Origin of the sequence: Nonomuraea marmarensis (assembly GCF_043197025.1) — a bacterium.
Lineage (GTDB): Bacteria > Actinomycetota > Actinomycetes > Streptosporangiales > Streptosporangiaceae > Nonomuraea > Nonomuraea marmarensis.
Map to the genome: position 1 here is coordinate 53,047 of NZ_JBICRM010000025.1, position 25,274 is coordinate 78,320.

Below are 25,274 nucleotides of genomic sequence, written 5' to 3' on the forward strand. Positions count from 1 at the left end.
AGGTTACTCCGCACGGCGAGGTCGAGCTGAGCTTGAATCTCACCGACTTCATACCGAGGGCTGCTACGACATGGCCGATCCCGATGAGGTGGCCAAGGCGTAGAACAGCACCAGTCCGACGACCTTGACCCAAAGCTTCACCCGGCCCATCGTGCCGGGGCCCACATGCGACGAGCAAGGGGCCGGGTGCATCGGCACGAATCCCAACTGTTACCGTAAGTAGTCGATCATGTGCAGACTGTTGAGAAACCCATCACGGCCACGCAAGCACGCGTGGTTCGTCATCGTGCTCGGACTGCTCACGATCGCGCACATGTGGTCCCACGCCGTACAGGTCTCCGACCACGTGGCCGCGGACACGCTCATGGCGGCGAGCCACAGCGGACCCGATCACGACGGCCATGGCGAGCAGACCCATTCACACCCATTCACGACATCCTCGCTGACCGCCGCTCCGACCGGTCAGGGCGAGTGGACGGCCGTGACGGTCCTGCCCGCGGACGCCGAGCCGGACCTGGCCCCGCTCCCGATGGGTCGCGCGCCACCGGGTGACCACCGCGGACGAGCCGCGCTGACCCAGACGCTCGAGGTGCGCCGCTGCTGACGAGGACGCGTACGTCAACGTCCTCTGCAAGCAGCGACCTGGCGCAGCATGCGCCGAAACGAGCGTTCAACATGTCTTCATACGTCACCGAACTCACCATGACGCACCTGGTGGGACATACACCCGTCTGCCGGATCGCAGAGCCTTTCGCCCCGCATAGCCAGGGCTTCTGGGCCAAACTCGAAGGCGCCAATCCCGGCGGGCTGAAAGACCGGGCCGCCCTGCACATCGTCGAACAGGCCAGGACTCGCGGCGAGCTCGCTCCCGGCGCGAGGATCGTCGAGTCCACGTCGGGAACCTTCGGCCTCGGCCTCGCGCTGGCCGGCATCACGTACGGCCATCCGGTCACCGTGGTCACCGATCCCGGCATGGAATCGATCATTCAGACCCTGCTCGTGTCGTACGGCGTCCGCGTCGAGATCGTCAACCAGCCCCACTCGTGCGGCGGCTGGCAGCAGGCCCGCCTGGACCGGGTGGCACGCCTCCTGGCAGACGATCCCAGCGCCTACTGTCCCGACCAGTACAACAACCCGGACAACGTCGCGGCCTACGCGAGCCTCGCCGACGAGTTGCTCGCGCAGCTCGGGCGGGTGGACGTGCTGGTGTGCAGCGTCGGCACCGGCGGGCACTCAGCCGGGGTGGCCGGGCGCCTTCGTCTCCTCTGTCCGGCACCGCGCGTCGTCGGGGTGGATTCCGTGGGTTCCACGATCTTCGGCCAGCCCGACCGGCCTCGCCTGATGCGCGGCCTGGGCAGCAGCATCCATCCGCGCAACGTCGCCCACGACGCCTTCGACGAGGTGCACTGGGTGGCCCCGGGCGAAGCGGTCTGGGCGAGCCGGACTCTGGCCCAGACCCACTACGCGACCGGCGGCTGGAGCGTCGGGGCGGTCACAGTCGTGGCCTCCTGGTACGCCAGGACCCGCCCGCCCGGCACCCGCATCGCCGCCATCTTCCCGGACGGCCCGGCCCGCTACTACACGACCGTCTTCGATGACGCGTACTGCTCCCAGCACGACCTCCTCGACCGCCCACCGGCCGACGAACCCGACGAGATCAAGAACCCTGGCGAGGCCGAGGTCACCCGGTGGACCCGCATGGTGATGCGCTGATGTGGCGCCGATTGCGTTCCTTCGACCGCAGCGTCCAGTTGCTCATGGTCAACCAGCTCGCCATCAACGTCGGCTTCTACATGCTGATGCCGTACCTCGCCGGCCACCTGTCCGACGGGCTGCACCTGGCCGCCTGGTCCGTGGGGCTGGTGCTGGGCATGCGCAATCTCAGCCAGCAGGGACTGTTCCTGCTGGGCGGCACGCTTGCCGACCGCCTCGGCTACCGGCCCGTGATCATCGCTGGTTGCCTGCTGCGCACGGCAGGTTTCGGCTTGCTGGGGTTCGTGGACGCACTGCCCGCCCTGCTCGTCGCCTCCGCCATGACGGGGTTCGCCGGAGCGCTGTTCAACCCGGCGGTGCGCGCGTACGTCGCGCACGGTGCGGGAGAGCGCCGGGTGGAGGCGTTCGCCCTGTTCAACGTCTTCTACCAGGCGGGGATCCTGCTGGGACCGCTGATCGGCGTGGCCCTGCTCGCGGTCGACTTCCGGCTGGTGTGCGTCGTGGCCGCGACGATCTTCGCTGCTCTCACCCTGCTGCAGTTGTCCGCCCTGCCTCCCTGTCACAGCGAGGCACCGCAGCGTGGCGGCGTGCTGGCGGACTGGTGGGACGTCGCGACGAACCGGCGGTTCCGGACGTTCGCGCTTTCCATGGTCGGCTCGTACGTGCTGTCGTTCCAGATCTACCTGGCCCTGCCACTGGAGCTGGGTGACGACGGTGCCGTCAGCCTGCTGTTCGTCGTGTCGGCGCTGGTGGCCCTGCTCGGTCAGGTGTGCGTCACCGACTGGGCGCGCGAGCGCTGGACCGCCTCGCAGGCCATCACGCGCGGCCTGGTGCTGATGGCGCTCGCCTTCGTGCCGCTGATTCCATACGGGATCGCGGACGCACCGATGCCCGTGGCCGCCGCGCTCGCCTGCACGGTGCTGCTCACGCTGGGAACGGTGTTGGCCTACCCGTTCGAGATGGACACCATCGTGGCGTTGTCGGGCGGGCACCGGGTGGCCACCCACTACGGCTTCTACAACACGCTCGCCGGCATCGGCGTCGCCACGGGGAACCTGGCCGTCGGTCGGCTGCTCGACCTCGGACCGGTCTGGGCCTGGACTGCGCTCGCCGTCGTGGGGGCGGTGTGCGCGCTGGCCGTACGCGTGCTCGCCCGGGATCGGGCCACCGCTAGCAGGTACCGCCTTTGGGGGCGTCCGCGCCGTATTTCGTCCACGAGCACACCGTCTTGAACGCGATCTTCCACGTGCCGCCCTGCGACACCACCCGGCCGCGTGCTGGCCGGGTTGATGCAGGCGCGAGCCGCGGACGCATCTCCACCGCATCCACGGATTCGAGTGTCTCCGCCGACATCGGAAGATCCTTCCCGCGGAACCATCACGCTCGGCCGGGCAGACTGAGATCAGATCCACCGAGATCTGACACTCCGAACCGAGCAGCACACACAATCGAGGCTAGCCTTTCATGAGTTGGGCCAGGCGGTCCCAAGCTGGGGATGAGGCTCCGGGCTGGGATTGCGCGGCCAACCGGGCGATGGCCGTGTTATGGACGGGACGGGTCTCGGATCGGCTGTGGTGATTGGTGAACCAGTTCCGGGTACGGTCCGCGAGGGCGGGGAGGCGGGGATCGTTCGGCGACCAGTCGTAGGCGGCGTCATGTTCGAGGTAGAGGGCGCGGAACTCGGGATCGGCTATGAGCTCGCGCTTTTCGGCGAGCCACAGGGAGGCGTCCTCGGGTGAGGCGGTTTGCATGAGGATCCAGCCGTCGCGTTCCAGGCGTCTCTGGCGCTCGCTGACGCCGAGTTCGCGCAAAACGTCGAGATAGTCGGCCACTTCCGGGGAAACGAAGAGCCGGTCGCCGCCGCGCAGCTGGGCGAGTTGATCGCGGGTTCGCCGCAGCTGCGCGATGCGGTCTTGGAGGTTGTGGTCGATCTCGGCGATGGCCGCCGTCAGCGCGTCCGGGTCGGCGTCAAGAAGGTCTTTGATGCGGGCCAGTGGCACGCCCGCATTGGCCAGGGTCCTGATCTTGACGAGGTCGATGGCGTCTTTGGCGGTGTAGCGCCGGTAGCCGGAGGAGTCGCGGCCGGGCTCGGCCAGCAGACCGCGCTCGTGATAGTGGCGGATGGCTTTGATGGTCACTCCGGCGTAGTCCGCGAGCTGCCCGATCGTGATCATGTTGGACATCCTTCCACCCGGCAGGTCGTTCGGAACGGTCAGGCCCGCCGGGTCAGGCGGCCGCCGCCGTTGCGGAAGAGCGCTTGGCCGTCGCGAACGTCGTGGTAGGAGACGAGCAGCAGTCGCAGATATCCGTTGAACGTCTCCAGCGGGTATCCGGCCGGCGCGAAGAGGCCGGGCCGGATGGGCACGTAGCGCTGCGGCGGGGCGGAGGTCATGCCGCCGGCGAACTCGGTGAAGATCCGCTCCTGCGATTCGTCCGCCGGTGTGTAGGTCGTCCGCTCCTCGAGCTGGCCTTCGACGATGCTGACGTCGATGCGGAGCTGATTGGAACGATAGGTGCCAACGTATGGGGTGAGGTCGACGTCCTGCTCCACTTCGGTGACCAGAGTGGGAATGTGGACACCGAGATGCTCGCTCAGGAGCCGCTGCAGGATCTGGTCCTGCAGCATGATCGCCCCCGAGGTGTTGCCGAAGGCGGTGAAGACCAGGTCGTGTTCGGGTACGACGCACAAGATGGACACGCCACCGGGCGACGCGCCCGACATGGCCAGGATGATCGTGTCGCCGAACGGGTACCGCACCCAGCCCAGGCCCATCGGCGGGACGTTCGGAGTCGCCATGTCGTGCGAGACCTGCTGCATCAGCGTGGTCGACTCGGCCGACAGAACGCGTGTGCCAGAGGGGGACACACCGCCGGCGAGGTGGGTGCGTCCGAAGGCGAGCAGGTCGGCGACGGTGCCGATCGGCGTGCCGCCGGCCGGCCCCCAGGTGTCGGGCAGCATGAACATGCCTGTGGGCTTGGCCGCCATGGTCTCGGGGTCCAGGAAGTGGCCGACTGCCGTGCTGCGCAGGATGGCCCGCTCGGCTGAGGTGCTGGAGTCCTTCATGCCGACGGGTGCGTAGACGTCGCGCTCGAGCAGTTCGGGGAAGGGCATGCCGGTCACCACTTCCAGCAGGCGGCCCGCGACGATCATGCCGCCGTTGGAGTAGCTGAGCTGCTCGCCGGGTTCGAACAGGGGGCCGCAGCTGCTCGCGAGACCGGTGACGTAGGTCTTCAGGGCGTCGCGGCCCTTGGCATCGGGAAAGAACAGGTCCGCATCGATGCCGTTGGTGTGGGAGATCAGGTGCCGGACCAGGATCTTGTCCGCCGCACCCGGCACGGTCAGGGCGAATTCGGGAAGGTATTTCACCACCGGCGTGTCGAGATCCAGCAGTCCACGCTCGACCTGCCGCAGAACCAGCGTGGTGGTCAAGACCTTGGTGACGGAGCCGAAAAGGAATCCGGTGTCTTCGAGCATCGGTGCGCCGGTGGCAACGTTCGCAGTGCCGTGGGCGACGACGATCTGCTCGCCGGCATGGTAGACGCCGGCGACGAACCCGGGGACGTTGTTGGACTCGCAGTAGGAGCCGGCCTGCTCGCGGATCTGGGCTTCGACGGTGTGCAGTGCGTTGTTGTTCATGCAGAGCATCGTCGAACCTTGACCTTGGGGCAAGGTCAAGCCCACCTACGGAAGACCGGTGAGCCTCTTTGGTCGTCAATGCGAACGCTGACGACGGCACCGCCAACCGGCACCTCCTGATCGACAAGCAGTCCGTCATGGACGGCCGGCCCAGCCAGCAAGGTCTGGATCACCGCGGCCTCCCATTGCCAGACCGCCACGGCGTCGGTGTTCGGCCTCGACCCCAAGACCGCCATCGACTACCTCGAGAACGATCAGGCGCTCCTGACGACCGCCGCAGACGAACAAGACCCCGTCGAACAGCCACCGGAGCACCAGCACCGCCTGGCGGAAACACCCCAGCGCTCGCGTGCCCTTGCGCGTTCGCCGCCTGCGGCGGCCGATCGCCGGCCTCGCGGGCGAACCAGGTGACGACCTCCCGATCCGCCGGCAGAACCCAGCGGTAGCCGACGCTAGGAGACCGTGGAAGCCCTTCTGAAGTAGCGGGCATGGGAAACGGCTGCAAGGCCGGTCAACGGTGCTCGCTCAGCGCTATGCGCTCGCGCCACCGAGTGTCAGCGGGACGTAGCCGATACGGACGCACTTGGTTGTTGCGCCCGCGGTAGGGCGGTGAAACGCCGGGTCGAGGTGGCGACGAGGAGTCCGAGTGCGGCGTAGGCTGCGCCGAGCAGGCTGGCGGCCGACCATGCCGTGGTGCTGTAGGCCCAGGTGGTGGTGATCGCACCGAGCGCGGAGCCGAGGGAGTAGAAGGCCATGTAGGCGCCGATGACGCTGCTGCTCTGGTCGGGGCGAGCGGTGGTGAGCAGGTGCTGGCTGCTGACGTGAACGGCTTGTACGGCGAAGTCCAGGACGATGACGCCGACGATCAACAGCCACAGCGATGACCCCGCTTGAGCGATCAGCAGCCACGAGGCTGTGAGCAGGGCCAGCGACCAGCCGGTGACCGAGGGCGCCAGGCCCCGGTCGGCCCATCGGCCGGCCCGGGCCGCGCCCAGCGCCCCGGTGAGACCGGCGAGTCCGAACAATCCGATCTCGGTAGTGCCGAAGTGCCACGGCGCGTCGCCGAGCGGGAGCGCCAGTCCGCTCCACAGCGTGCCGAAGGAGGCGAACAGGAAGAACGCGACCAGTCCCCGGCTGAGGAAGAGCCGGTCGCCGACGACCAGACGACCCAGCGATGACAGCAGCTGCCCGTACCGGGCTCGGGGGCGGCGGATGTCGGCCTCGAGGGTGAATCGGGCGGCGAGTGCGAGCATCGCGCAAAGCCCGGCGATTACGAGGTAGACCATGCGCCAGTCGGTCAGCTCGCCCAGTGTGCCCGCGACCACCCGCACTCCGAGGATCCCGATGACCACGCCCGAGGTGACCGCTCCGATGTTGCGGCCGCGCTCGCCGGTCGGTGAGACGGCGGCGACGTAGGCCACCGTGATCTGGACGACCACGGCGAACAGTCCGGCCAGGGCCAGGCCTGCGATCGCAATGCCACCGCTGGGTGCGGCGGCGGCCACCCCCGCACCTACTGCTGTGAGCAGCAAGTGCACCGTGATGAGTCTGCGGCGGTCGAACAGGTCACCGAGCGGGACCAGCAGCACCAGCCCCGCGAGATAGCCGATCTGGCCGGCGGCGACCAGCCACCCCAGTGCTCCTTCCCCCAGCCCGAGGTCCTCGCCCGCGGCCTCGATGACCGGCTGGATGCCGTAGATGGTCGACACCGCCACCGCGCACACCAGCGCGAGCACGGCCCGCTGCCTCCCGGTCAATCCTGACGACATATCACCCACCAATAAGTTTCAAAATGCAACCTATCTGAGGTTAGGGCATACTGGTTTCAGATTGCAACTCATCACGGAGGGGGCCAGTGGACGTCACACTCGCTGCAGGAAGCGCTTGGACCGACCCGGCCTGCCCGGTCGCACGGACCGTCGACCTGATAGGCGACCGGTGGAGCCTGCTGATCATCCGCGACGCGATGGACGGGGCGACGACCTTCACCGAGTTCCATCAGCGGCTGGGGATCGCCCGCAACATCCTCACCGACCGGCTCCGCAAACTCGTCGAGCACGGCATCCTTGACAAGAGCGCCGCCACCGACGGCAGACGACACACGTACCGGCTCACCGAAGCCGGGCAGGACCTCTTCACGGCCGTCGTCGCCCTCCGCCAATGGGGCGAGCGCCACGCCTTCGCCCCAGACGAGCCGCACTCCATTCTCGTCGACGACCAAGGGCGGGAGCTTCCCGAACTCCACCCGCTCGGCCAAGAGGGCGCGCCGCTCTCCGCCGAGGCGTCGCACGTTCGGAAAACCGCCTGAACCCAGCCGCGCCAGAACCCGTCCCATCGGGCCCTGCAATCGATGCCCCTCTACCAGTGCCGAGTCTGCGGCCGACTCGCCTGCCTGTAACTGCAAAGCGTCGCTCCGGACCTACTCAAGGCAGGATAACCGTGGCCGAGCGCTACCACGCCTACTTCCGGCGCGTCGAGCCGAACATCGTCTTCGGGAGGATCGACTCCGGCGTGCCCAACCGCGGGCGGGCGGATTCGGTGACGTTCCTCGACGCGGTCTGGAAGAACGCGCCCTTCGCGAACCAGGAACAGTTCGTGTCCACCGTGACCCGCACCGCGGAGGAATGGGTCGCGGCCGGCCTGATGACCTCCGCCCAGAAGGACACGGTGGTCTCCACGGCCACCCGGGCCAGGCTCCCCAGCTAGTGGTCGCGGGGCCGCCGCCGGCGCGGCTTTCGTGCGCGTCGGTGGCGGCCCGTGGGTCGCCGGTCCTTCAGGGCTGGTGACTGTCGCTTGAACTGCGTGGATGGAGTTTCCGGCAGGCGCAAAGTTCGGCCGGGTGGCAGGGCGCCCGCGAGGCGCCTATCCGTCCCGGCGATCGGTGGCGACGGTGACGATGCCACGGCCGGCGTCCACGATGACCCAGTCACCGGTGCGGATCAGCTCGACCGGGTCCGCGTCGAGCTCGGAGATGGCCGGGACCCGGGTGACCACCGCGCCCAGCGCCGACTTCGTGGACAGCTTGGCGACCACCATCGCCAGCGGCGCCGTGCCGTACAGGCGGGTGCTCTGGAAGAAGCCCGACCAGCCGGAGGACCCCTTGGCACCGGGGAAGACGAGCACCTTTCCGGTGAAGCAGACCCCGAACAGCTCGTGGCGGCGCTCGATGACGACGCCGGTGGCGGGGTCGATGCCGCCCCAGCCGGAGATGGTCTCCCGCGAGACCAGCGCCTCGCCTTCGGCGTAGCCTGGGACGATGCCACGGCCCCTGATCTCGATGGTCACCGCAGTTCTCCTCGCCATGTTCCGGTGATGGCCGCGTCGATGCAGTCGTCGAGGGTGCCGAACCAGGCCTCGATCCCCAGGATCGCCGGCAGATAGTGCGCCTGCTTGGCCGAGTCGGTGGCGAACACGCGGGTGCCTTCGGGTGCGGACTTCGACATCGCCGGGCACGAGTCGGTCAGGATCCGCCCGCCGGCCCTGCGGATGATCTCGGTGTAACCGTTGCGGTCGGCCACGACCCGCAATGCGCGGGGAGCCATGATCCACAGCTCGGTTCCCGGGTTGAGCTTCTTGCCGTCGAGGGCACGGGCCGCGCCGGCGATCTGGTCGATCGAGGCGTGCGGGCAGCCGAGCAGGATGAAGTCGACGTCGGTGGACTGCCCCTGGTTGTTCAGCGTCCCGTAGACGGCGCGGCGCTCGCGCTCGCCGTACATGATCTTCTCCGGTAGGGGCAGGCCGCCGAACGCGGCCTCAAGGGTCGGCGCCTCGGGGGTGATGCCGGGGATGTGGTACAGCTCCACGCCCCCCGACGAGGCCGTCGCCGCGCCGAAGTGCTTGAGGTCGGTCAGGTCGGGCTGCCGGAGGTCACCGATCACGACCGGCCGGTTCTCCTGCACGATGTCGCCGACGAAGTAGCCGAACATCCCCCAGTCGAGGAACCCGCCGACCGGTAGGACCGACTCGATCAGGTGTGTGCCATAACGGTTCCCGGTCAGATGGTTGCCCCAGCAGGGGATCTTCCCCGTCAGGCCCGCCGCCCCCGTCGACGCGCCGCCTTCGCAGTTGGTCCGGGCGCCGAGCACGGAGTTGGCGTAGACCACCGCCGACGACTCCATCCAGGCACAGTGCTCCCCGCGCACCGGCAGGTTCCCTACCTGGTACGGCGTGCAGGTGGCGAGGATGTTGACGCCGTGGGCGCCGTAGAAGGACTCGGCGTCTCCCTGGAGTTCGACCATGCTCGGCGGGTACGGCGCGATGCCGAGGGCGTCGTCGCTGAAGCCGTGTTGCAGCTGGCAGGTGGGCACCCGCATGTGCGGGATCTCGAAGTCCTCGTCGCTGTCCAGGTTGATGGTCGAGAACGCCTTGTTCCAGCCGCCCTCGCGGACCAGCTTGGCCTTGATCGGTGACGGCTGGGTCATGGTCCCCGCGACGTTGCGCGTGTCGCAGAGCCGTTCGGCGCCGAGCGCCTCGCCATACCTGACCAGGAGGTCCATCGCGGCGGCGACCGCCGGTCCCTCGGCGCCGTCGAGCATCGCCTTCTCGTCGTCTGCCAGTTTCACTCGGCCTCCTAGCTGTCGACGTTCTCGTGGACGCGCCGGCGAAGTTCGGCCCGATCGATCTCCTGGACGCTGCCGTCGCCGGCGAGGTCGAGCGCGTGCGCCGCGCCGAACCCCATCGCCGCACACGGCCCCATCACGCGGACACTGGACAGGGCGGCGGCGTCACCGTCGACGCAACGGCCGGCCGCGACGAGGTTGTGCGCGCCCATCGGTATCAGGCTGCGCAGCGGAACATAGTGCACGTGGTCGGAGTCGTACACCTCCCACACATATCCCTCGATCCGATCGTGCAGCTCGATGGGCCAGGCCGTACGGGCGACGGCGTCCTCGAAACGCACTCCGGTGCGGACCTCGTCCACGCTCAGCTGGTGCATGGCGGCGATCCACCGGGTCTGCCGGCGGCCGGGGAAGCCGTAGGTGCGAACCTTCGCGTCGCCGAACGCCTTCGGGAACTCCTTGCGCAGGAACTCCACGACGCGGTCGGCCTGGGCCCGGCCCTCCAACTGGGCCGTGGCCGCCTGGACCGCTTCGAGCGGGGCCTCGACGTGCGTCATGTTCATCACCGCCGTGTTGCGTCCCGGGAAGAAGAAGGCCAGGCCGTCGCGCCGTACCAGCCCGTACTCCTCCGCCTTCTCGCCGACCCGGGCGACCAGCTCCTCGCGGCCGGGCTTGAACTCCTCGCGGAGGTTCTCCAGCCGGATCTGCTGCGAACCCCAGACCGTGCGCTCGGGCACCCGGCAGGGCATGCCGGCCTCCCACGTCAGCGAGGCGTCACCGCTGGCGTCGACGAAGCCGGTCGCCGCGACCCGGACCAGGCCGTGCCGGGTGGCGAAGGTGGTGGCGCGGACGTGACCGTCGCTCGCGTCGACGTCGAGCACCGACGCGCCGAGGACGACCTGGATCCCCAACGAGTAGACCAGGTTCTCGATCCACCGGCTGAGCGCGACCTCCTCGTAGCTGACGGTCATCGTGTGGGTCCGGTTGAAGTGGATGTCGTGCGTCTTGCCGAGGTCGGCGAACATCGGGTCGAAGATCCCGTGCGTGAGCTGGCGGTACTCCGGGCCGTTGCCGTACACCCCGCAGAACAGGCCGATCAGCGAGTTCACGCACTGGCCGCCGAGAACCGGCAGGGCGTCCACCAGCACGACGGACCGGCCCAGCCGGCGTGCCTCCACCGCGGCGGACAGGCCCGAGATGCCGGCGCCGACCACGCAGATGTCCGCGGTGAGTTCCTCACGCGGATCACCACCGGGTTTGGTGACGGTGTTTATCTTCAGCTCGGTGAGCTCATGGGGCATGACTTCTCCTGGAGGATTCGGCGCGGCGTGGTCAGACCGGAGTCACGGGGAGGTCGTTGCCGCGGAGCGTCGCGCCGCGGGCGAGTGGTTCGACCGACCGCGCATAGACCGGCAGCCAGCCGGACCTCCCGCCGGGAACCTCGTGCCGCGCGCGTCTCTCGTGCCGCCGGGTCAGCTCGGCCTCATCGACGAGCAGGTCGGCACGCCGGGTGGTCAGATCGATCGAGATCCGGTCGCCGTCCTCGACCACGCCGAGCGGCCCGGCCAGCGCGCCCTCGGGGATGACCTCGCCGACGACGATTCCCTTGTTGACCAACCCGGAGAGCTGCCCGTCGGTCACCACGGCCACATGTTCCGTCAGGCCCGCGCCGTTGAGCGCGAAGACCGTCTGGGAGGCCATGCCCATGCCGGGGGTGCCCACCGGGCCGAGCCCCCGCAGGACCAGGACCTCACCCGGCCGCACCACTCCGCCCTCGATGGCGGCGAGGGCCGACGGGGCGTCGTTGAAGACGCGGGCGACGCCGTCGAACGTCGGGGCCCGCTCCTCGCTGACCGACAGCTTCACGATCGCCGACCCGGGGGCGAGCGAGCCGCGGATGACGACGACGGTCGGGTGCCCGCCGCGCGGGTCGGCCAGCGGCCGGATGATCTGCTCGTCCCCGACCACGGCCGACGCGACCCGCTCCGCCATCGGCTCGCCGGTGACCGTGGCCGCCTCGCCGATGAGGGAGTCGCCGAGCTGCTTGAGTACCGCGAGAGCGCCGCCGGCGTCCTCGAACTGCTCGATGGTGTCCTCGCCGTTGGGGCGTACGGCCGACAGCGGCCGGATCGTGTCGGCGTACCTCTCAAACAGCGCGTACACGTCGACGCCGGTGCCCGCCTCGCGGGCCACCGCCTGCAGGTGCTTGACGGTGTTGATCGAGCCGCTGATCGCGAGCACCGCCATCACCGCGTTCGCGAACGCGTCGGGCGTCAGGATCGTGCGCGGCCGGCGGTCCGCGAGGACCGCTTCGACGATCGCCGGGCCGCTCGCCCGGACGGCCCGCCACATCGCCTGGCTGTTGGCCCGCACCGGTGCGGTGCCCGGCAGCGTCATGCCGAGCGCCTCGGCGACGACGTGCATGGAGTTGGCGGTGCCCATGCCGGTGCAGACACCGGGGCCGGTGATCGCGCGGGTGCTCATGTCGCACAGGCCGTCGAAGGTGATGCCGCCGAACTTGAGGTGTCCCGCCTGCAGGAAGACGTCCTCGATGTCGACCCGCTCACCCGTGTCGAGCCGCCCGCAGCTCTGGTAGCCACAGGTGATGATCAGAGTGGGCACGTCGAGGCGGGCCGCGGCCATCAGCTGGCCGGGGGTCGTCTTGTCGCACGAGGCCAGGCAGACCATGCCGTCGAGCTGGGCGCCCTCGACCACGGCCTCGATGTCGTTGGTCAGCAGGTCACGGCTCGACAGGACGTAGCCGCCGCTGCCGCCCGCCGCCATGATGAAGTCCGTCGGCGCGACGGTGCGGATCTCGAACCCCACGCCGCCGGCCGCCGCGACCGATTCCTTGACGGCGGCGGCGATGGGATCCAGGTGACTGAAGCACGGGGCGAGTCCGGACGACGAGTTCACGATGGCGATCTTGGGTTTCGTCAGGTCGTCGGCGGTGAGCCCGAGCGCGTGCCACTGCGCGCGCCTGGTGGCCCAGCGCGGGCTGCCCTCCGGAAGGTTGCTGCGCAGGTTCACCGGTTCACGTCCTGCTGGCTGTAGACCGACTCGTGCCAGGGGATGAAGAAGCGCTTGAGTCCGTGTACGGCGAAGTACAGCAGCAGCCCGAGCACGGACAGCAGGATGATCACCGCGAACAGTGCGGGGGCGTTCAGCTCGTTGAGCGTACGCACCACCAGGTAGCCCAGTCCCTCGCTGCCGCCGAGGTACTCCCCGACGATGGTGCCGATGATCGCGAAGACGATGCCGACCTCCATGCCGGCGAAGACGTACGGCATCGTGCTCTTCAGCTCCAGGTGCCGGAACGTCTGCCACCTGTCGGCGTTGAGGCTGCGCATGACCTCGCGCTGGCCGGCCTCGACGGAGCGGACGCCCAACTGCACGTTGAGCATGATCGGGAAGAATGCCAGCATCGCGGACATGATCACCTTGGAGGTCATCCCGAAGCCGAACCAGATGACGAACAGCGGGATCAGCGCCACCTTGGGGACGACCTGGGAGGCGACGATCATCGGCCGGAGGCTGCGCTCCAGCCACGCCACCTTGCCGAGCACGACCCCCACCGCGACACCGGACACCATGGCGATCAGGAACCCGCCGATGGTCTCGGCGGCCGTCACGCGGGCGTGGTCCCAGGTCGCCGGATCTCCGATCACCTCCACGAGGCTGTCTAAGACCGTCAGCGGAGGCGGCAGCACCAGTTCGGAGATGTCGTTGACGCGGACGAACAGGTCCCACGCGACGATGAAGGCCACCAGGATCAGCGGCGTGCTGATCCATGGGAGCAGCTTCTTGGATTGTTCCCTCGACATGCCCTTACTCCTCCTCGTCGAGCGCGTGGCGCAGGTCGCGGACTATCGCGCCGAACGCCGGCTCTGTCTGCACGTCGATGCTGCGCGGCCGATCGAAGTCGATGGACCTGATCTGGCGGATCCGGCCGGGGCGCGGCGTCAGGTGGACCACCCGGTCGCCCAGGAAGACCGCCTCGGTGATGTCGTGGGTGACGAAGACGACGGTCGCCTCCGTGGCGAGCGCGATGCGCTGGAGTTCGAGGTTCATCCGTTCCCGGGTGAGCGCGTCGAGCGCGCCGAACGGCTCGTCCATCAGCAGCAGTTTCGGCCGGATGCTCAGCGCCCTGGCGATGGCGACGCGCTGGCGCATCCCCCCGGACAGCTCCCGGGGATAGGAGTTCTCGAATCCCTTGAGCCCGACCAGCTCGGCCAGCTCGTGCGCGCGCTCGCGCCGCTCCTGCTTGCCGTCGCCGCGCAACCGCAGCGGGAGCGAGATGTTGTCGGCGACGGAGTACCAGGGGAAGAGGTTCGCCTCCTGGAACACGACGCCGAGCTGGGACACCACCGAGGAGTCGACCTTGGTCCCGCTCCAGAGCGACCTGCCCTCGATCAGGATCTCCCCCTTAGTCGGGCTGAGCAGCCCGGCCAGCATGCGCAGCAACGTGGTCTTGCCGCACCCGGACCGTCCGATCAGCGACACGAACTCGCCGTCGCTGATCGTCAGGTTGATGTCGGACAAGGCGTGGGTGCTCGCCCTCTTGGAGCGGAACTCCTTGCCGATCCCGACCAGTTCGAGCTTGGTGGCCGCCGAGGGCGGCGCGTCCTGGGCGTCCGAGGTCTGCTCGATCGTCTCGGACCTGTGCGCGGACATCTGACTCCTTTGATCCATGTAGCTCAGGCCTTGCGCAGCAGGCTGTTGTCGAACCAGGAGCCGGCGTCGCCGCCGGACTTGGCGAGGCCGGCGGCGGTGAGCTCCTGGTAGCCGGTCGCCCACGCTGCCTCGTCGGTGACCAGCAGGGGCTTGCTCGAATCGCCGCCGGTCCAGGTGTCGCGCAGCATGGTAAGGCTGGCCTTGGCGACCTTGTCGTCGTCGAGGGTGGCGAAGGAGTACTTGCCGCGCAGCTGCTTGATGGTCTCGTCGAGTGCCTCGTCCGCCACGATCGCGGCCAGCGCGTCGTTGATTCCCGCCATGAACGCCCGCAGGGTTGCCGTGTCCTTCTTCAGGGCGTCCTTGCTGGTGACGTAGACCTGCAAGTCCGATTTAACGGTTTCGCCGGGATTGAAGAGGCCGACATCGGGGTTCTGTGCCGTCAGGATGTTGGCGGTGTCGACGCTGACCACGTAGCCGACGAGGCGGCCCTGCTCCACCAGGCTGAACGTGCCGGGGGTCAGCCCGACGACCTGGCGCTTGGTCTTCTTCGGGTCGAGCCCGGCATTGGCCAGCACGAGCGAGACCACCTTGTCGCTGGTCCCTCCCTCGGAGGGCACGCCCATCGTCTGGCCGACGAAGTCCTCGGGCTTTTCGAGCGGGTGGCGCTTCTTGCTGTAGACGAAACGCAGGGACGAGCCCCGGCTGAGTGTGCCGATGTTGACCAGCGGGTGGCCGGAGTCGGCGACCGCCGTCATGACGTCGATCTGGCCGAGCCTGGTGATGGGCGCGATGCCCGACAGCAGCGTCTGCATGGCCTGGGGCGAGCCCTTCACGGGCTGCAACGTGACGTCGAGCCCGTGCTTCTCGAAGTGACCTCCCGCGACCGCGAGCAGTTCGGGCGCGAGCGAGAGGGTCTCGAGCGCCAGATAGCTCAGGAACGTGACCTTCCCGCTGCCGCCCGCGCCGGCGGAGTCCGAACCGCACCCGGCCAGCAGCGTGGGACCAGCGGTCGCAGCGGCCACGGCGACCGCGGAACGCTGGAGGAAGGACCTACGGCTGAGGGGAATCGAGGTGAGCGTGTTGGAAGGCACCGTCTGTCTCCTAGATTTCGATCTGGCCAGCCTCACACCCCGTAGCTGACCAGAATGAGGTTCGCGTCACACGCCGGAAGCGGCTACCTACTTTTCCGCATATCGGAAGGCGGGTGCGGATGAATTTGGCGCGTGCGCGCTCCGAGCGCACGGGAGATCCCGCGCGCGCTGGCCTGAACCAGGTGCGCGAGGTTCGGTCCGTGCGACTCGGTGTACGGCACGATCAGCGACAGCGCCGCGACGACGGTGTTGCCGGGGCCGTAGATGGGTGCGGCGACGGAGGCGTACTCCGGATTGATCTGCCTGTCGCTGATGGCGTATCCCGAACGCCGGACCTCGGCGAGCACCTGCCGCAGCTCGCGCTCGCTCGAATATGTCCGCGAGGTATACGACACCAGTGGCCTGCTGATGACCTCCTCCTGCAGCTCGGGCGGCGCGTTCGCGAGCAGCACCAGCCCGACGGCGGTGGCGTGCATGGGGTACCGGCCGCCTACCCGCGGTCGATCCCCCGCCGTCTCCGGGCTCACGAAGCGCTCGACGAAGACGACCTCGTCCTTCTCCCGTACGGCGAGGTGCACGCCGCGATGAGTCGTCTCGAAGAGATCCTGCATGAACGGCAGGGCGACGCGTTGCAGGCCCACCGACCGGGGCGCGAGCGCCGCCACCTCCCACAGGCGCAGGCCGATCAGGTAGTCGCCGGAGTCGTCGCGTTCGAGCGCGCCCCACTCGTGCAGCTCGGCCACGATCCGGTGCGTCGTGGTGAGCGGTACGCCGGAACGGCGGCTGAGCTCGGAAAGGCTCAGCCCGCCTTCGGCGTCCTTGCACGTGTCCAGGATGTGCAGCGCGCGCCGGAGCACCGACCGACGCTCCTTCGCCATCCGCACCACCTCGTCCACTTCGCGCGGCTCACGACCAGCCTCGCTGCGGCCCGGGCTCGATCGTGACAGGGGCGGCCATCCTCGGCGAGCACCTACTTGAGATCATCGACCAGGCGTCCAGTAGATTCGGACAAGAAGGTCTTTCAACCTTGTAACGGGACAACACCCCGGGCTACCGCACCTGTCCGGTCATCGACAGCGTCCGGCCGATCGCCCGCGCGGCGCCCTGGACGACGAGGGCGAGCGCCGAGGGCTGGGCGCCGTCGGCGCGGACCACCAGCGACACCGCGGCGACCGCCGTCACGGCGGCTCCGCTGACGGAAAGGATGGGGGCGGCGACGGACAGCGCGTCCAGCGTGACCTGGCCGTCGCTCACCGCGTAGCCATCACGGCGCACCTCGGCGAGCTTCTGCCGCAGTCCGACGGGATCGGTCAGGGTCTTGTACGTGTACGCCTGCAACGGCGAGGCCAGCACCTGTTCCTGGACCTCAGGCGGGGCGTGCGCGAGCAGAGCGAGCCCGACGCCCGTGGCGTGCAGGGCGAACCGCCCGCCCACGCGGGTCAGCACCGGTACGGCGTGCCGGCCGGCGATGCGCTCGACGAAGACGACCTCCACGCCGTCGCGCACGGCGAACTGCACGTTCTCGTGGGTGAGCTCGTAGAGGTCCTCCAGGAAAGGCAGCGCCGCCTCGCGCAGGCCGAGACCGCGTGGGGCCAGCGAGCCCACCTCCCACAGCCGCAGGCCGATCCGCAGGCGCCCGTCCGGGCCTCGTTCGAGGGCTCCCCACTCGACGAGCTCGGCGACGCGGCGATGCGCGGTCGGCATCGAGACGCCCGCCCGGCGTGCCAGCTCGCTGAGCGTCAGCGTGGGCGTCTCCGGCCCGAAAGCCGCCAGCAGGGCGAGCACCTTGCTGGTGACCGTACGGCCCCGGTCTCCGGCGCTCCCCGTCTCCTCCGGCAGCCGCCCGGCCGCGGGGAACGTCGCTGCTGGTCGTGAGGGGGTGGACACGGCAGACTCCCTGCGGTCAGAGATCGAGGACCAAGCGGGCGGAGGCCGCCCTGGACACGCAGATCATCATCAAGTCGCCTGCCGCCCGCTCCTCCTGGGTGAGGATCGAGTCGCGGTGATCGGGCACGCCGCTGAGCACCGGGGTCTCGCAGGTGCCGCAAGTGCCCTCCTGGCAGGACGACAGTACCTCCGTGCCCGACTCCTCGACCACCTTGAGGATCGACTTGTCCGGCGGCACCGGCAGGATCTTGCCGGATCGGGCCAGCTCCACCTCGAACCAGCCCGTGCGGCCCGCGCCGGCGTCGGCCTTCGGTGCGAACCGTTCCACGTGCAGCGCCCCGCGCGGCCACCGGGCGCTGCGCTCCTCCACCGCCGCGAGCAGCGGTTCCGGGCCGCAGCAGTAGATCTTGGTGTGCGGATCCGGTTCGGCCAGCAGCGTGTCGAGGTCCAGCAGGCCGACCTCATCCTGGGGGCACACGCTGACCCGGTCACCGTAGGTGCGCACCAGGTGCTCGTGGAACGCCATCGAGGCGCGCAGTCGCCCGCCGTACACCAGTCGCCAGTCAGCGCCGGACCTCTCGGCGGCGGCGAGCATCGGCAGGATGGGAGTGATACCGATGCCGCCCGCGATAAACAGGTACCTCGGCGAGGCGACCAGGGGGAAATGGTTTCGCGGACCCCGGATCCGGACCCGGCTGCCGGGGCGCAACTCGTCGTGCACATGGCGAGATCCGCCGCGGCCATCGGGTTCCCTGAGCACCGCGATCCGCAGCACCGACCGATCCGCCGGATCCCCGCACAGGGAGTACTGGCGGACCAGATCGGGCCGCAACACCAGATCCACATGCGCGCCGGGCGTCCAGCGCGGGAACTCCTCGCCGCCGGTGGACCGGAACGTCAACAGGATCACGCCGTCCGCGACGGCCCCCTCGCCGTCGAGCACACAGTCCAGGTCGAGTTCGGTCGCGGGGAGACTTCGCACGGTCACGCCTACGCCGCCGGGTGTTGAGAGGCCGGGAGCGGCCGGTGGCCGTCGGGATGGGCGAGCAGCCAGTTCCACAGCTCGACGGGATCCTCGCAGTCATGCGCCGCACCGCAGTGGCACACGCCGACGAGGAGGTCGGTGCCCGGTTTCCAGTGGACCCGGTAGACGGTGTCCCCGCGCAGCATGGTGGCCGCCGCACTCATGTCCGGGCCATGCGGGAGAGGATCCGGCGCGCGGCCAGCGCACCGGTGTCGATGTTGATGCTGAGCTCCTGGTAACCCTCGGGCTCGGTCGCGATGACCTTCTCCAGGATGTTCAGCGCGACGACGTCCTGCATCACCACCGTGTGGTTGCTCTCCCGGAGGAAGTCCGAGACACCCTGGTCGTCCAGTGCGAAGTCGCGGGCCACCGCCCAGAAGTCGAGCGTGCTGTGCTCGGTCTCCGGCGTGATGGCGTAGACCACCTCGACGTGGAAGGCGTGCGGATCGCCGCCGTCCTCCTCCGGCAGCACTCCGACCGGGGCGATTCTGCTGTGCAGCAGGTACAGGCACGGCGGGTGGTACTCGATGTCCTGCCAGCGGGTGATCCGCCCTTCGAGGCCGGTCGACTTGGCGTAGAACGGCGGGCAGGCCGCGTCGGCCATGTGCCGGCTGACGTGGACGACGCCCTTCTCGTCGTCCACCTCGGTCGTGATGGGCGTCTCCGCCACCTCGGGCGACCCGATGTACCCGCCGTGCAGGTACGTCTCGTGCGACAGGTCCATCAGGTTGTCCACCAGCAGCTCGTACCTGGCCGCGAGCGGCTCCATCCCGGACACCGTGGCGTACGCTGGATCGGCCAGCCAGGGCGCGCGGGGGATCAGGCTCGCATCGGCCCGTTCGCGCTCGCCGATCCACACCCAGACGAACGAATCCTGTTCCACCACCGGATAGGACGCCACCCGGGCGGTGCGCGGCACGCGCCGCTGGCCGGGTACGGCCACGCAGATGCCGGTGCTGTCGTAGGTGAAGCCGTGGTAGCCGCACACGATGGTGTCGCCGTGGAGACGGCTCTCCGACAGCGGGAACCGGCGGTGCACGCATCGGTCCGCCAGAGCGACCGGCTCGCCCTCTCCTGTGCGGTACAGGACCAGCGGTTCACCGAGAATCGTCCGGGCCAGCAGGTCCCGGCCCACCTCGTAGCCATACGCCGCCACGTACCACTGGTCACGAACGAATGTCACCATGGCCTGCAAGCTCCTCGTCCGCCTCGATGGAGACCGGGTATTCTCGCACCGGCCGTCGCCCCGAGAATCGGCGATCCCCGCATGGCGGGAAAGCCGTGTTTTCATCTGCTGAAAAGGAAACGGAGGCCGCGTCACCGGACCCGTTTCCTGGAGTGCCGCTCCGGTTGCGGACGACGGCGTTCTCGGCTTTGGCGGCGATGTCGTCGGGCGGGTTGGTGTCCAGGCGCAGGTAGCGGTCGTTGGCGTGGCCGAGGAGGCGTTCGAGTTCGGCGCGGTTGTGGCCGGAGGCCATGGGGTCTCATCGCCGTCATGTAGGGACGGTAGCGCCGGATTCTTCTCTTCACCGCCCGGTCCCGCCGCGCCAGGCCGGCCGAGGTCCCGGCGGCGATCAGGTCTGATGCGGTGTCGTGTCAGCGGCCGTGTCAGCACGGCAACGGCCCGGTATCAGAGCGGTCGGCGATGGTGGATGCCATGAACGGTTCAGCCATTACGGCCTCGGGGCTGCGAAAGGCATACAAAGACAAGATCGTGCTCGACGGCATCGACCTGAATGTCCGGACCGGCACGGTCTTCGCCCTGCTCGGGCCCAACGGCGCTGGGAAGACCACGACGGTGAACGTGTTGACCACGCTGCTGACCCCCGACGCCGGGAAGGTGGTCGTCGCCGGGCACGACGTGGCCACGGAAACCAAGGCGGTGCGCGCGGCGATCGGGGTCACCGGGCAGTTCGCTTCGGTCGACGACCTGCTCACCGGCGAGGAAAACCTGCTGCTGATGGCGGATCTCCTGCACCTGCCCAAGGCGGAGGGCAAACGCATCGCCGACCGGTTGCTCGACCGGTTCGATCTGGTTGAAGCGGCGAGCAAACTGGCGGCATCCTACTCCGGCGGCATGCGCCGCAAACTGGACCTTGCCATGACGCTGGTCGGCAAGCCGCAGATCACCTTCCTGGACGAGCCCACGACGGGACTCGATCCGCGCAGCCGCCGCACCATGTGGGAGATCATCCGGGAACTGGTCGCCGACGGCATGACCATCTTCCTCACCACGCAGTATCTGGAGGAGGCCGACGAGCTCGCTGACCGGATCGCCGTACTCGATCAGGGCCGGCTGGTCGCCGAGGGCACCGCCGATGAGCTCAAGCGCCGGGTTCCCGGCAGCCATGTCCGGCTGCGGTTCACCAATCGGCACGAACTCGACATCGCGGCACGGGTCCTGCACGGGTCCACGAGGGACGACGAAGAGCTGACCTTGCGTGTTCCCGGCGATGGCGGGGTGAGGTCATTGCGCGCGCTGCTCGATCGGCTCGATGCGCATTCCATAGAAGTCGAGGAATTGTCGGTGCATACGCCGGACCTGGATGACGTCTTCCTCGCCCTTACCGGTCACGGGAACAAGGAGGTCAGTGCACGATGAATGCCATCTCAGCTTCCCTGGCGGATTCCGCGACCATGGTGCGGCGCAACCTCCGGCACACGATGCGAAATCCGCTGGCACTGTTCAACGCCATCATCGTGCCGATCTTCGTGGTGTTCCTCATGGTCTACGTACTCGGCGGCGCGTTCAGCGTCGGTACCGACTACGTCGACTACGCGACGCCAGGATTGATCATCATGACCATCGGCTACGGCATCGGCCCCACCGCGACCGCGGTGAATTCCGATATGACGACCGGATTCATCAACCGGCTTCGCGTCATGCACGTGTCACGGGCCGCGGTGTTGAACGCGCACGTGATCGAGATCATGCTGCGGACCCTGGTGGCCATCGCGGTCATCATCGGGGTCGCGTTGCTGATGGGATTCCGACCGTCGGCGAGTTTCCCGGAGTGGCTCGGCGCGATCGGCATCGTCGTGTTGACGGTACTGGCGATCGGCTGGCTGACCGTCGCGGCCGGTCTCGCGGCGAAGTCACCGGAAAGCGCGGGCATCCTCGGCGTCCCGCTGATGCTTCTTCCCTTTTTGAGCAGCGCATTCGTGCCGGCCGACACGATGGGGCCGGGTGCGCGGCAATTCGCCGAGTACCAACCGTTCACCTCGATCATCGAAACCCTGCGCGGGTTCCTGACCGGCGCGCCATCGGCGGGCACGGCCATCACGGCGATCGCCTGGTGTGTGGGGCTCACGTTGATCGGCTACCTGTGGGCTCGTGCGACGTTCACGAAGCGAGCGTGATCTCGGCCAGCTCACGCCAGTCCTGCTGCTGCCCGGCACGGGTCGCCTCGGCGAACACGGTTTCGCCGAGGCGATTGCGCGTGTCCGCGGCGATCCTGGACGCGTCCGGCTGCGAACGATCCGGCGTACCGCGCACGCCGTCGCTTGCCGCGAGCAATCGCACGGCCTGCTCGTACTGTCCCTGGCGCAGCGCGAGATCCGCGATCCCGATCAACACCTCGGCGATCGTCGGTGGATGCATATGCTTCATGGCCGCGCGGAACGCCTCGGTCCGATACGCGCGGGCCTTCTCGAGATCCTCGGTGAGGTAGCCGTACAGGTGCATGGTCATGGCGCGGACGGAGTCGACCATTTCCGCGTCGCCCAGCACCGCCCGTACCGTGGCCAGGTGCTGGTGTGCCTGGTCCGGCTCGCCTCGCCAGCGCGCCAGTTGCGCCTTCGCAAGCGCCAGCTCGGCAAGCGCGTCCGGCCAGGCGATCCCGCCCGCGCACCGCTGCGCTTCTGCCATGGCGGACATGCTGGATGGCTCATCGCCGAGCAGCCAGTACAGCTGAGCCTGCCGCGCCCGCAGGCCGACCACGTCCTCGGTCGCGCCTACCTCGGTCAGCGCCGTGGCCGCCTCTTCGTAGTGCTCACACGCGCGTGCGAACTCGCCGCGCATGGCGAGCCGATCGGCCAGGAAGGTCAGCGCGAACGAGATCCCCATCCGGTCACCCAGCGTGCGGAACTCGGCAAGGGCGATTTCGCCGTCGATGTCCACGTCAGTCTCGTCGCCGCCGATCGTGAGCCGCAATCGGCCACGACTGAGCCTGGCCTGCGCGCGCACCCACGGATCGTCGTCGGCGATGAGCGGCTCGAACGCGGGCAGGAACTCCGTCGGGCCCTGCAGCGTCCGCTCCAGCAGCCCGACGAACCCGAGCAGCGGGTGGCGAGACCCGCTGCTCTGGGCGAACCGGTGCGCCTCGTGGATCCACTCCCGCGCCTGATACTGATCGCCGCTGACCCCGGAGGTCACGAAGATTGTCACGATGAGGTACGCCATCGCCCGCACCTCATCGGACACCTCACCGTGCAGCGAGGCCGCCGCGATGCTCAACTCGCTGCCCTCGGCCCTGTGCCCGCTGAGGTACCAGTACCAGCCCGCGGCCGCGACCAGCCGCATCGCCTCCTGGGCCCATCCCTCGGCGATCGCCCTGCGCAGGGCCGCACTGATGTTGTCGTGCTCGGCCTCGAGCGTGGCCAGCCATTCCAGCTGTTCGGCCCGACGCAGGTGCGGATCGGCCGTCTCGGCCAGCTCGGTGAAGTAGGCAAGGTGCGCCCGGCGCGCCGGCTCGCTCTCCCCGGCTTCGGCGAGCCGGTGCGCCGCGTATTCCCTGATGGTGTTGAGCATCCGGTAGCGCGGCGTGCCCTCGCCATCGGCGAGCAGCAGCGACTTCTCGATCAACGCGGTCAGCACGTCGAAGACCTGCTCCCCGGCGAACGCCTCGTCCCCGCACACCCGTTCGGCCGCTTCCAGGCTCACCCCGCCGGAGAACACCGAGAGCCGCCGCAGCACGCTACGTTCGGCCTCGGTCAACAGATCCCAGCTAAAGTCCACGACCGCGCGCAACGTCTTGTGCCGAGGAAGCGCCGTACGGCTGCCGCCGGTCAACAGACGAAAACGGTCATCGAGCCCACGTGCCAGCTGATCGACAGACATGGTGCGCAGCCGTGCCGCGGCCAGTTCGATCGCCAGCGGCATCCCGTCCAGCGCCCGGCAGATCCGCGCCATAGCCGACAAGGTGTGCGCGTCGGAGCCGATGTCCTTGCGCACCAAATCCGCGCGGTCCCGCAGCAGCCGCACCGCGGGCGAGGACCCGACCTCGGCGGGGTCGGCTCCCTTCGCGGGCAGCGCGAGTGGCTCGACCTGCCACAGCACCTCCCCGGTGATACCGAGCGGTTCCCTGCTCGTGGCCAGAATCCGCAGCCTCCGGCACTCCCCCAAAAGCCGATCCGCGAAAGCCGCGGCCGCCTCGATCACGTGCTCGCAGTTGTCCAGGATCAGCAAGATCGCGCGCTCCCTGACCGCGGCAATGAGCCGATCCATCGGTTCCCCACCCCGCGCACCACCGAGCAGTCCCTGGTCCCGCAGGCCGATCGCGGTAAGGGCGGCCTGCGCCAGCTCACCACCTGCCCGCACCGAGGCCAATTCGACCAGCCACGCCCCATCCGGCAGCTCGGCGAGCATCGTCCGCGCGGTCTTCGTGGCCAGCCTTGTCTTGCCGGAGCCACCCGCCCCCGTCAAGGTGACCAGTCGGTGCTTGATGGCCAGACCGGCGACCACGGAGATGTCATCGTCCTTGCCGACGAAACTCGTCAGCTCGGCGCGCAGGTTCGTCCTGCGGTTCTCCGCCCGCTCGCCCAGCTCGCCCCGCAGCAACGCGGTGTGCAGCGCGGAGAGCTCGGCCGATGGATCGGCGCCCAACTCCTCAGCGAGCCGCTCACGCGTCCGCTGGTACACGGTCAACGCCTCAGTCCCACGCCCCGCCTCGGCGAGCGCTCGCATCAAGGCCGCGACGAACCCCTCCCGCAGCGGATACGTGGCAACCAGCTCGGTCAGCTCGGAGACCAACTCCGAGCCATGGCCGAGGCGAATATCCGCATCCACCCGATCCCCGAGCGCGGCAACGTAGAGTTCGTCCAGACGCGCGACCGCGGCGTCGAACGCATCGCTGCCTTGCAGTGCGATGTCCGCCATGGCCGTACCGCGCCACAATGCCAAGGCCGAGCGCAGCAGATCCGCCCGCGCCGCAGGCTCGGCGGCACGGGCCTGACCCACCAGGTGCTCGAACCGGCACACGTCCACGGCATCAGGAGCCACGGCCACCCGGTACCCGCCGGACTCCGCCTCGATCACACCGTCCGGCAACACCCTGCGCAGCCGGGACACCAACGCCTGCAAGGCATTCACTTCGTCCGCGGGCGGCCGTTGCCCCCAAATCCAGTCCACCAACCTCGCACGCGTGACGATCCGGCCAGGTTCGAGGGCGAGTGCGGCCAGCAGTGCGCGCAGCCGAATCCCAGGAACCTCCACCACGGCCCCATCGCGGTTCCGGACCTCGAACGGTCCGAGCAATCCGATTCGCACATGAGTAATTGTGCCGAACCGTGGCGACGACTGACTAACCGCCACTGCGCGCACACCGCCGACCTTCATCGGCGCTGGTGAATCTTCCTGTGGCGAGGGCCTCGCCGAGCGCCGCTGCGACGCGGTCGCGGTCGGCGTCCGAGGCCCGCAGGGCGGGATCGTCGGTCACGGTCAGACATGGTATGCGCAATCGCGATATGTC

General features: G+C 68.8%; 25 protein-coding genes. 7 read left to right on the forward strand and 18 right to left on the reverse strand.

Annotated features, from left to right (window positions below; translation table 11 throughout):
- The first annotated feature begins 241 nt into the window (after positions 1–241).
- The 3 genes from ACFLIM_RS33070 (at position 242) to ACFLIM_RS33080 (ending at position 2,945) form a co-directional block, all read left to right on the forward strand.
- Entirely contained in the window at positions 242–604 is a 363-nt protein-coding gene (locus tag ACFLIM_RS33070; RefSeq protein WP_393172225.1) for a hypothetical protein, read from the forward strand.
- 71 nt (positions 605–675) lie between these two features.
- Positions 676–1,713: a PLP-dependent cysteine synthase family protein gene (locus ACFLIM_RS33075; protein ID WP_393172227.1), complete on the forward strand. Its 1,038-nt coding sequence runs from the start codon at positions 676–678 to the stop codon at positions 1,711–1,713.
- A complete protein-coding gene (locus ACFLIM_RS33080; RefSeq protein WP_393172229.1) occupies positions 1,713–2,945 on the forward strand; it encodes an MDR family MFS transporter in 1,233 nt (410 codons plus the stop codon). Before ACFLIM_RS33075 ends, ACFLIM_RS33080 begins: the two co-directional genes overlap by 1 nt.
- Before the next feature lie 222 nt (positions 2,946–3,167).
- On the opposite strand, the gene ACFLIM_RS33085 is transcribed toward ACFLIM_RS33080, so the two are convergent.
- The 3 genes from ACFLIM_RS33085 to ACFLIM_RS33095 form a co-directional block, all read right to left on the reverse strand.
- Positions 3,168–3,887 carry a MerR family transcriptional regulator gene (locus ACFLIM_RS33085; RefSeq protein WP_393172231.1) on the reverse strand — a complete coding sequence of 240 codons (720 nt, stop codon included), beginning with the start codon at positions 3,885–3,887 and terminating at the stop codon, positions 3,168–3,170.
- 38 nt (positions 3,888–3,925) lie between these two features.
- Complete coding sequence (locus ACFLIM_RS33090; protein WP_393172233.1) at positions 3,926–5,350, reverse strand: serine hydrolase domain-containing protein; 1,425 nt, start codon at positions 5,348–5,350, stop codon at positions 3,926–3,928.
- Positions 5,351–5,904: 554 nt separating this feature from the next.
- The gene (locus ACFLIM_RS33095; RefSeq protein WP_393172235.1) at positions 5,905–7,119 is read right to left on the reverse strand and encodes an MFS transporter; all 1,215 of its coding nucleotides are present in this window, start codon (positions 7,117–7,119) and stop codon (positions 5,905–5,907) included.
- An 86-nt stretch (positions 7,120–7,205) separates the two neighbouring features.
- On the opposite strand from ACFLIM_RS33095, the gene ACFLIM_RS33100 reads away from it, so the two are divergent.
- Both ACFLIM_RS33100 and ACFLIM_RS33105 read left to right on the forward strand, forming a co-directional pair.
- The gene (locus tag ACFLIM_RS33100) at positions 7,206–7,658 is read left to right on the forward strand and encodes a winged helix-turn-helix transcriptional regulator (RefSeq protein ID WP_393172237.1); all 453 of its coding nucleotides are present in this window, start codon (positions 7,206–7,208) and stop codon (positions 7,656–7,658) included.
- A gap of 131 nt (positions 7,659–7,789) precedes the next feature.
- Entirely contained in the window at positions 7,790–8,056 is a 267-nt protein-coding gene (locus ACFLIM_RS33105) for a hypothetical protein (RefSeq protein ID WP_393172239.1), read from the forward strand.
- Positions 8,057–8,212: 156 nt separating this feature from the next.
- Here the strand turns inward: ACFLIM_RS33105 and ACFLIM_RS33110 are convergent, their stop codons facing one another.
- The 13 genes from ACFLIM_RS33110 to ACFLIM_RS33170 form a co-directional block, all read right to left on the reverse strand.
- Positions 8,213–8,635 carry an aconitase X swivel domain-containing protein gene (locus ACFLIM_RS33110; protein WP_393172240.1) on the reverse strand — a complete coding sequence of 141 codons (423 nt, stop codon included), beginning with the start codon at positions 8,633–8,635 and terminating at the stop codon, positions 8,213–8,215.
- Positions 8,632–9,912: an aconitase X gene (locus ACFLIM_RS33115; protein WP_393172241.1), complete on the reverse strand. Its 1,281-nt coding sequence runs from the start codon at positions 9,910–9,912 to the stop codon at positions 8,632–8,634. The genes ACFLIM_RS33110 and ACFLIM_RS33115 overlap by 4 nt, the downstream gene beginning before the upstream one ends.
- 8 nt (positions 9,913–9,920) lie before the next feature.
- A complete protein-coding gene (locus ACFLIM_RS33120; RefSeq protein WP_393172243.1) occupies positions 9,921–11,210 on the reverse strand; it encodes an FAD-dependent oxidoreductase in 1,290 nt (429 codons plus the stop codon).
- Positions 11,211–11,241: 31 nt separating this feature from the next.
- Entirely contained in the window at positions 11,242–12,939 is a 1,698-nt protein-coding gene (locus ACFLIM_RS33125) for a dihydroxy-acid dehydratase domain-containing protein (protein WP_393172244.1), read from the reverse strand.
- Complete coding sequence (locus ACFLIM_RS33130) at positions 12,936–13,733, reverse strand: ABC transporter permease (RefSeq protein WP_393172245.1); 798 nt, start codon at positions 13,731–13,733, stop codon at positions 12,936–12,938. Before ACFLIM_RS33130 ends, ACFLIM_RS33125 begins: the two co-directional genes overlap by 4 nt.
- Positions 13,734–13,737: 4 nt before the next feature.
- Positions 13,738–14,583, reverse strand: coding sequence for an ABC transporter ATP-binding protein (locus tag ACFLIM_RS33135; RefSeq protein ID WP_393172246.1), 846 nt, complete (start codon positions 14,581–14,583; stop codon positions 13,738–13,740).
- Between the two features lie 23 nt (positions 14,584–14,606).
- The gene (locus tag ACFLIM_RS33140) at positions 14,607–15,674 is read right to left on the reverse strand and encodes an ABC transporter substrate-binding protein (protein ID WP_393172248.1); all 1,068 of its coding nucleotides are present in this window, start codon (positions 15,672–15,674) and stop codon (positions 14,607–14,609) included.
- 83 nt (positions 15,675–15,757) lie between these two features.
- Positions 15,758–16,552, reverse strand: coding sequence for an IclR family transcriptional regulator (locus tag ACFLIM_RS33145; protein WP_393172250.1), 795 nt, complete (start codon positions 16,550–16,552; stop codon positions 15,758–15,760).
- Between the two features lie 172 nt (positions 16,553–16,724).
- Complete coding sequence (locus ACFLIM_RS33150) at positions 16,725–17,561, reverse strand: IclR family transcriptional regulator (protein WP_393172252.1); 837 nt, start codon at positions 17,559–17,561, stop codon at positions 16,725–16,727.
- A gap of 16 nt (positions 17,562–17,577) precedes the next feature.
- Positions 17,578–18,549, reverse strand: a complete 972-nt coding sequence (locus ACFLIM_RS33155) for a PDR/VanB family oxidoreductase (RefSeq protein ID WP_393172254.1) — start codon at positions 18,547–18,549, stop codon at positions 17,578–17,580.
- Between the two features lie 2 nt (positions 18,550–18,551).
- The gene (locus ACFLIM_RS33160) at positions 18,552–18,749 is read right to left on the reverse strand and encodes a hypothetical protein (protein ID WP_393172256.1); all 198 of its coding nucleotides are present in this window, start codon (positions 18,747–18,749) and stop codon (positions 18,552–18,554) included.
- Positions 18,746–19,771: an aromatic ring-hydroxylating dioxygenase subunit alpha gene (locus ACFLIM_RS33165; protein ID WP_393172258.1), complete on the reverse strand. Its 1,026-nt coding sequence runs from the start codon at positions 19,769–19,771 to the stop codon at positions 18,746–18,748. Before ACFLIM_RS33165 ends, ACFLIM_RS33160 begins: the two co-directional genes overlap by 4 nt.
- A complete protein-coding gene (locus ACFLIM_RS33170; RefSeq protein WP_393172260.1) occupies positions 19,752–20,063 on the reverse strand; it encodes a hypothetical protein in 312 nt (103 codons plus the stop codon). The genes ACFLIM_RS33165 and ACFLIM_RS33170 overlap by 20 nt, the downstream gene beginning before the upstream one ends.
- A gap of 179 nt (positions 20,064–20,242) precedes the next feature.
- Between ACFLIM_RS33170 and ACFLIM_RS33175 the strand changes: the two genes are divergently transcribed.
- Positions 20,243–21,187 (forward strand): ATP-binding cassette domain-containing protein, encoded by a 945-nt coding sequence (locus ACFLIM_RS33175; RefSeq protein ID WP_393172262.1) that lies wholly within the window; start codon positions 20,243–20,245, stop codon positions 21,185–21,187.
- A 35-nt stretch (positions 21,188–21,222) separates the two neighbouring features.
- Positions 21,223–21,945: an ABC transporter permease gene (locus ACFLIM_RS33180; protein WP_393172264.1), complete on the forward strand. Its 723-nt coding sequence runs from the start codon at positions 21,223–21,225 to the stop codon at positions 21,943–21,945.
- Here the strand turns inward: ACFLIM_RS33180 and ACFLIM_RS33185 are convergent.
- Both ACFLIM_RS33185 and ACFLIM_RS33190 read right to left on the reverse strand, forming a co-directional pair.
- Positions 21,929–25,126: a BTAD domain-containing putative transcriptional regulator gene (locus ACFLIM_RS33185; RefSeq protein WP_393172266.1), complete on the reverse strand. Its 3,198-nt coding sequence runs from the start codon at positions 25,124–25,126 to the stop codon at positions 21,929–21,931. The genes ACFLIM_RS33180 and ACFLIM_RS33185 overlap by 17 nt on opposite strands.
- The gene (locus tag ACFLIM_RS33190; protein WP_393172268.1) at positions 25,107–25,241 is read right to left on the reverse strand and encodes a DUF1707 domain-containing protein; all 135 of its coding nucleotides are present in this window, start codon (positions 25,239–25,241) and stop codon (positions 25,107–25,109) included. Before ACFLIM_RS33190 ends, ACFLIM_RS33185 begins: the two co-directional genes overlap by 20 nt.
- Positions 25,242–25,274: the final 33 nt, after the last annotated feature.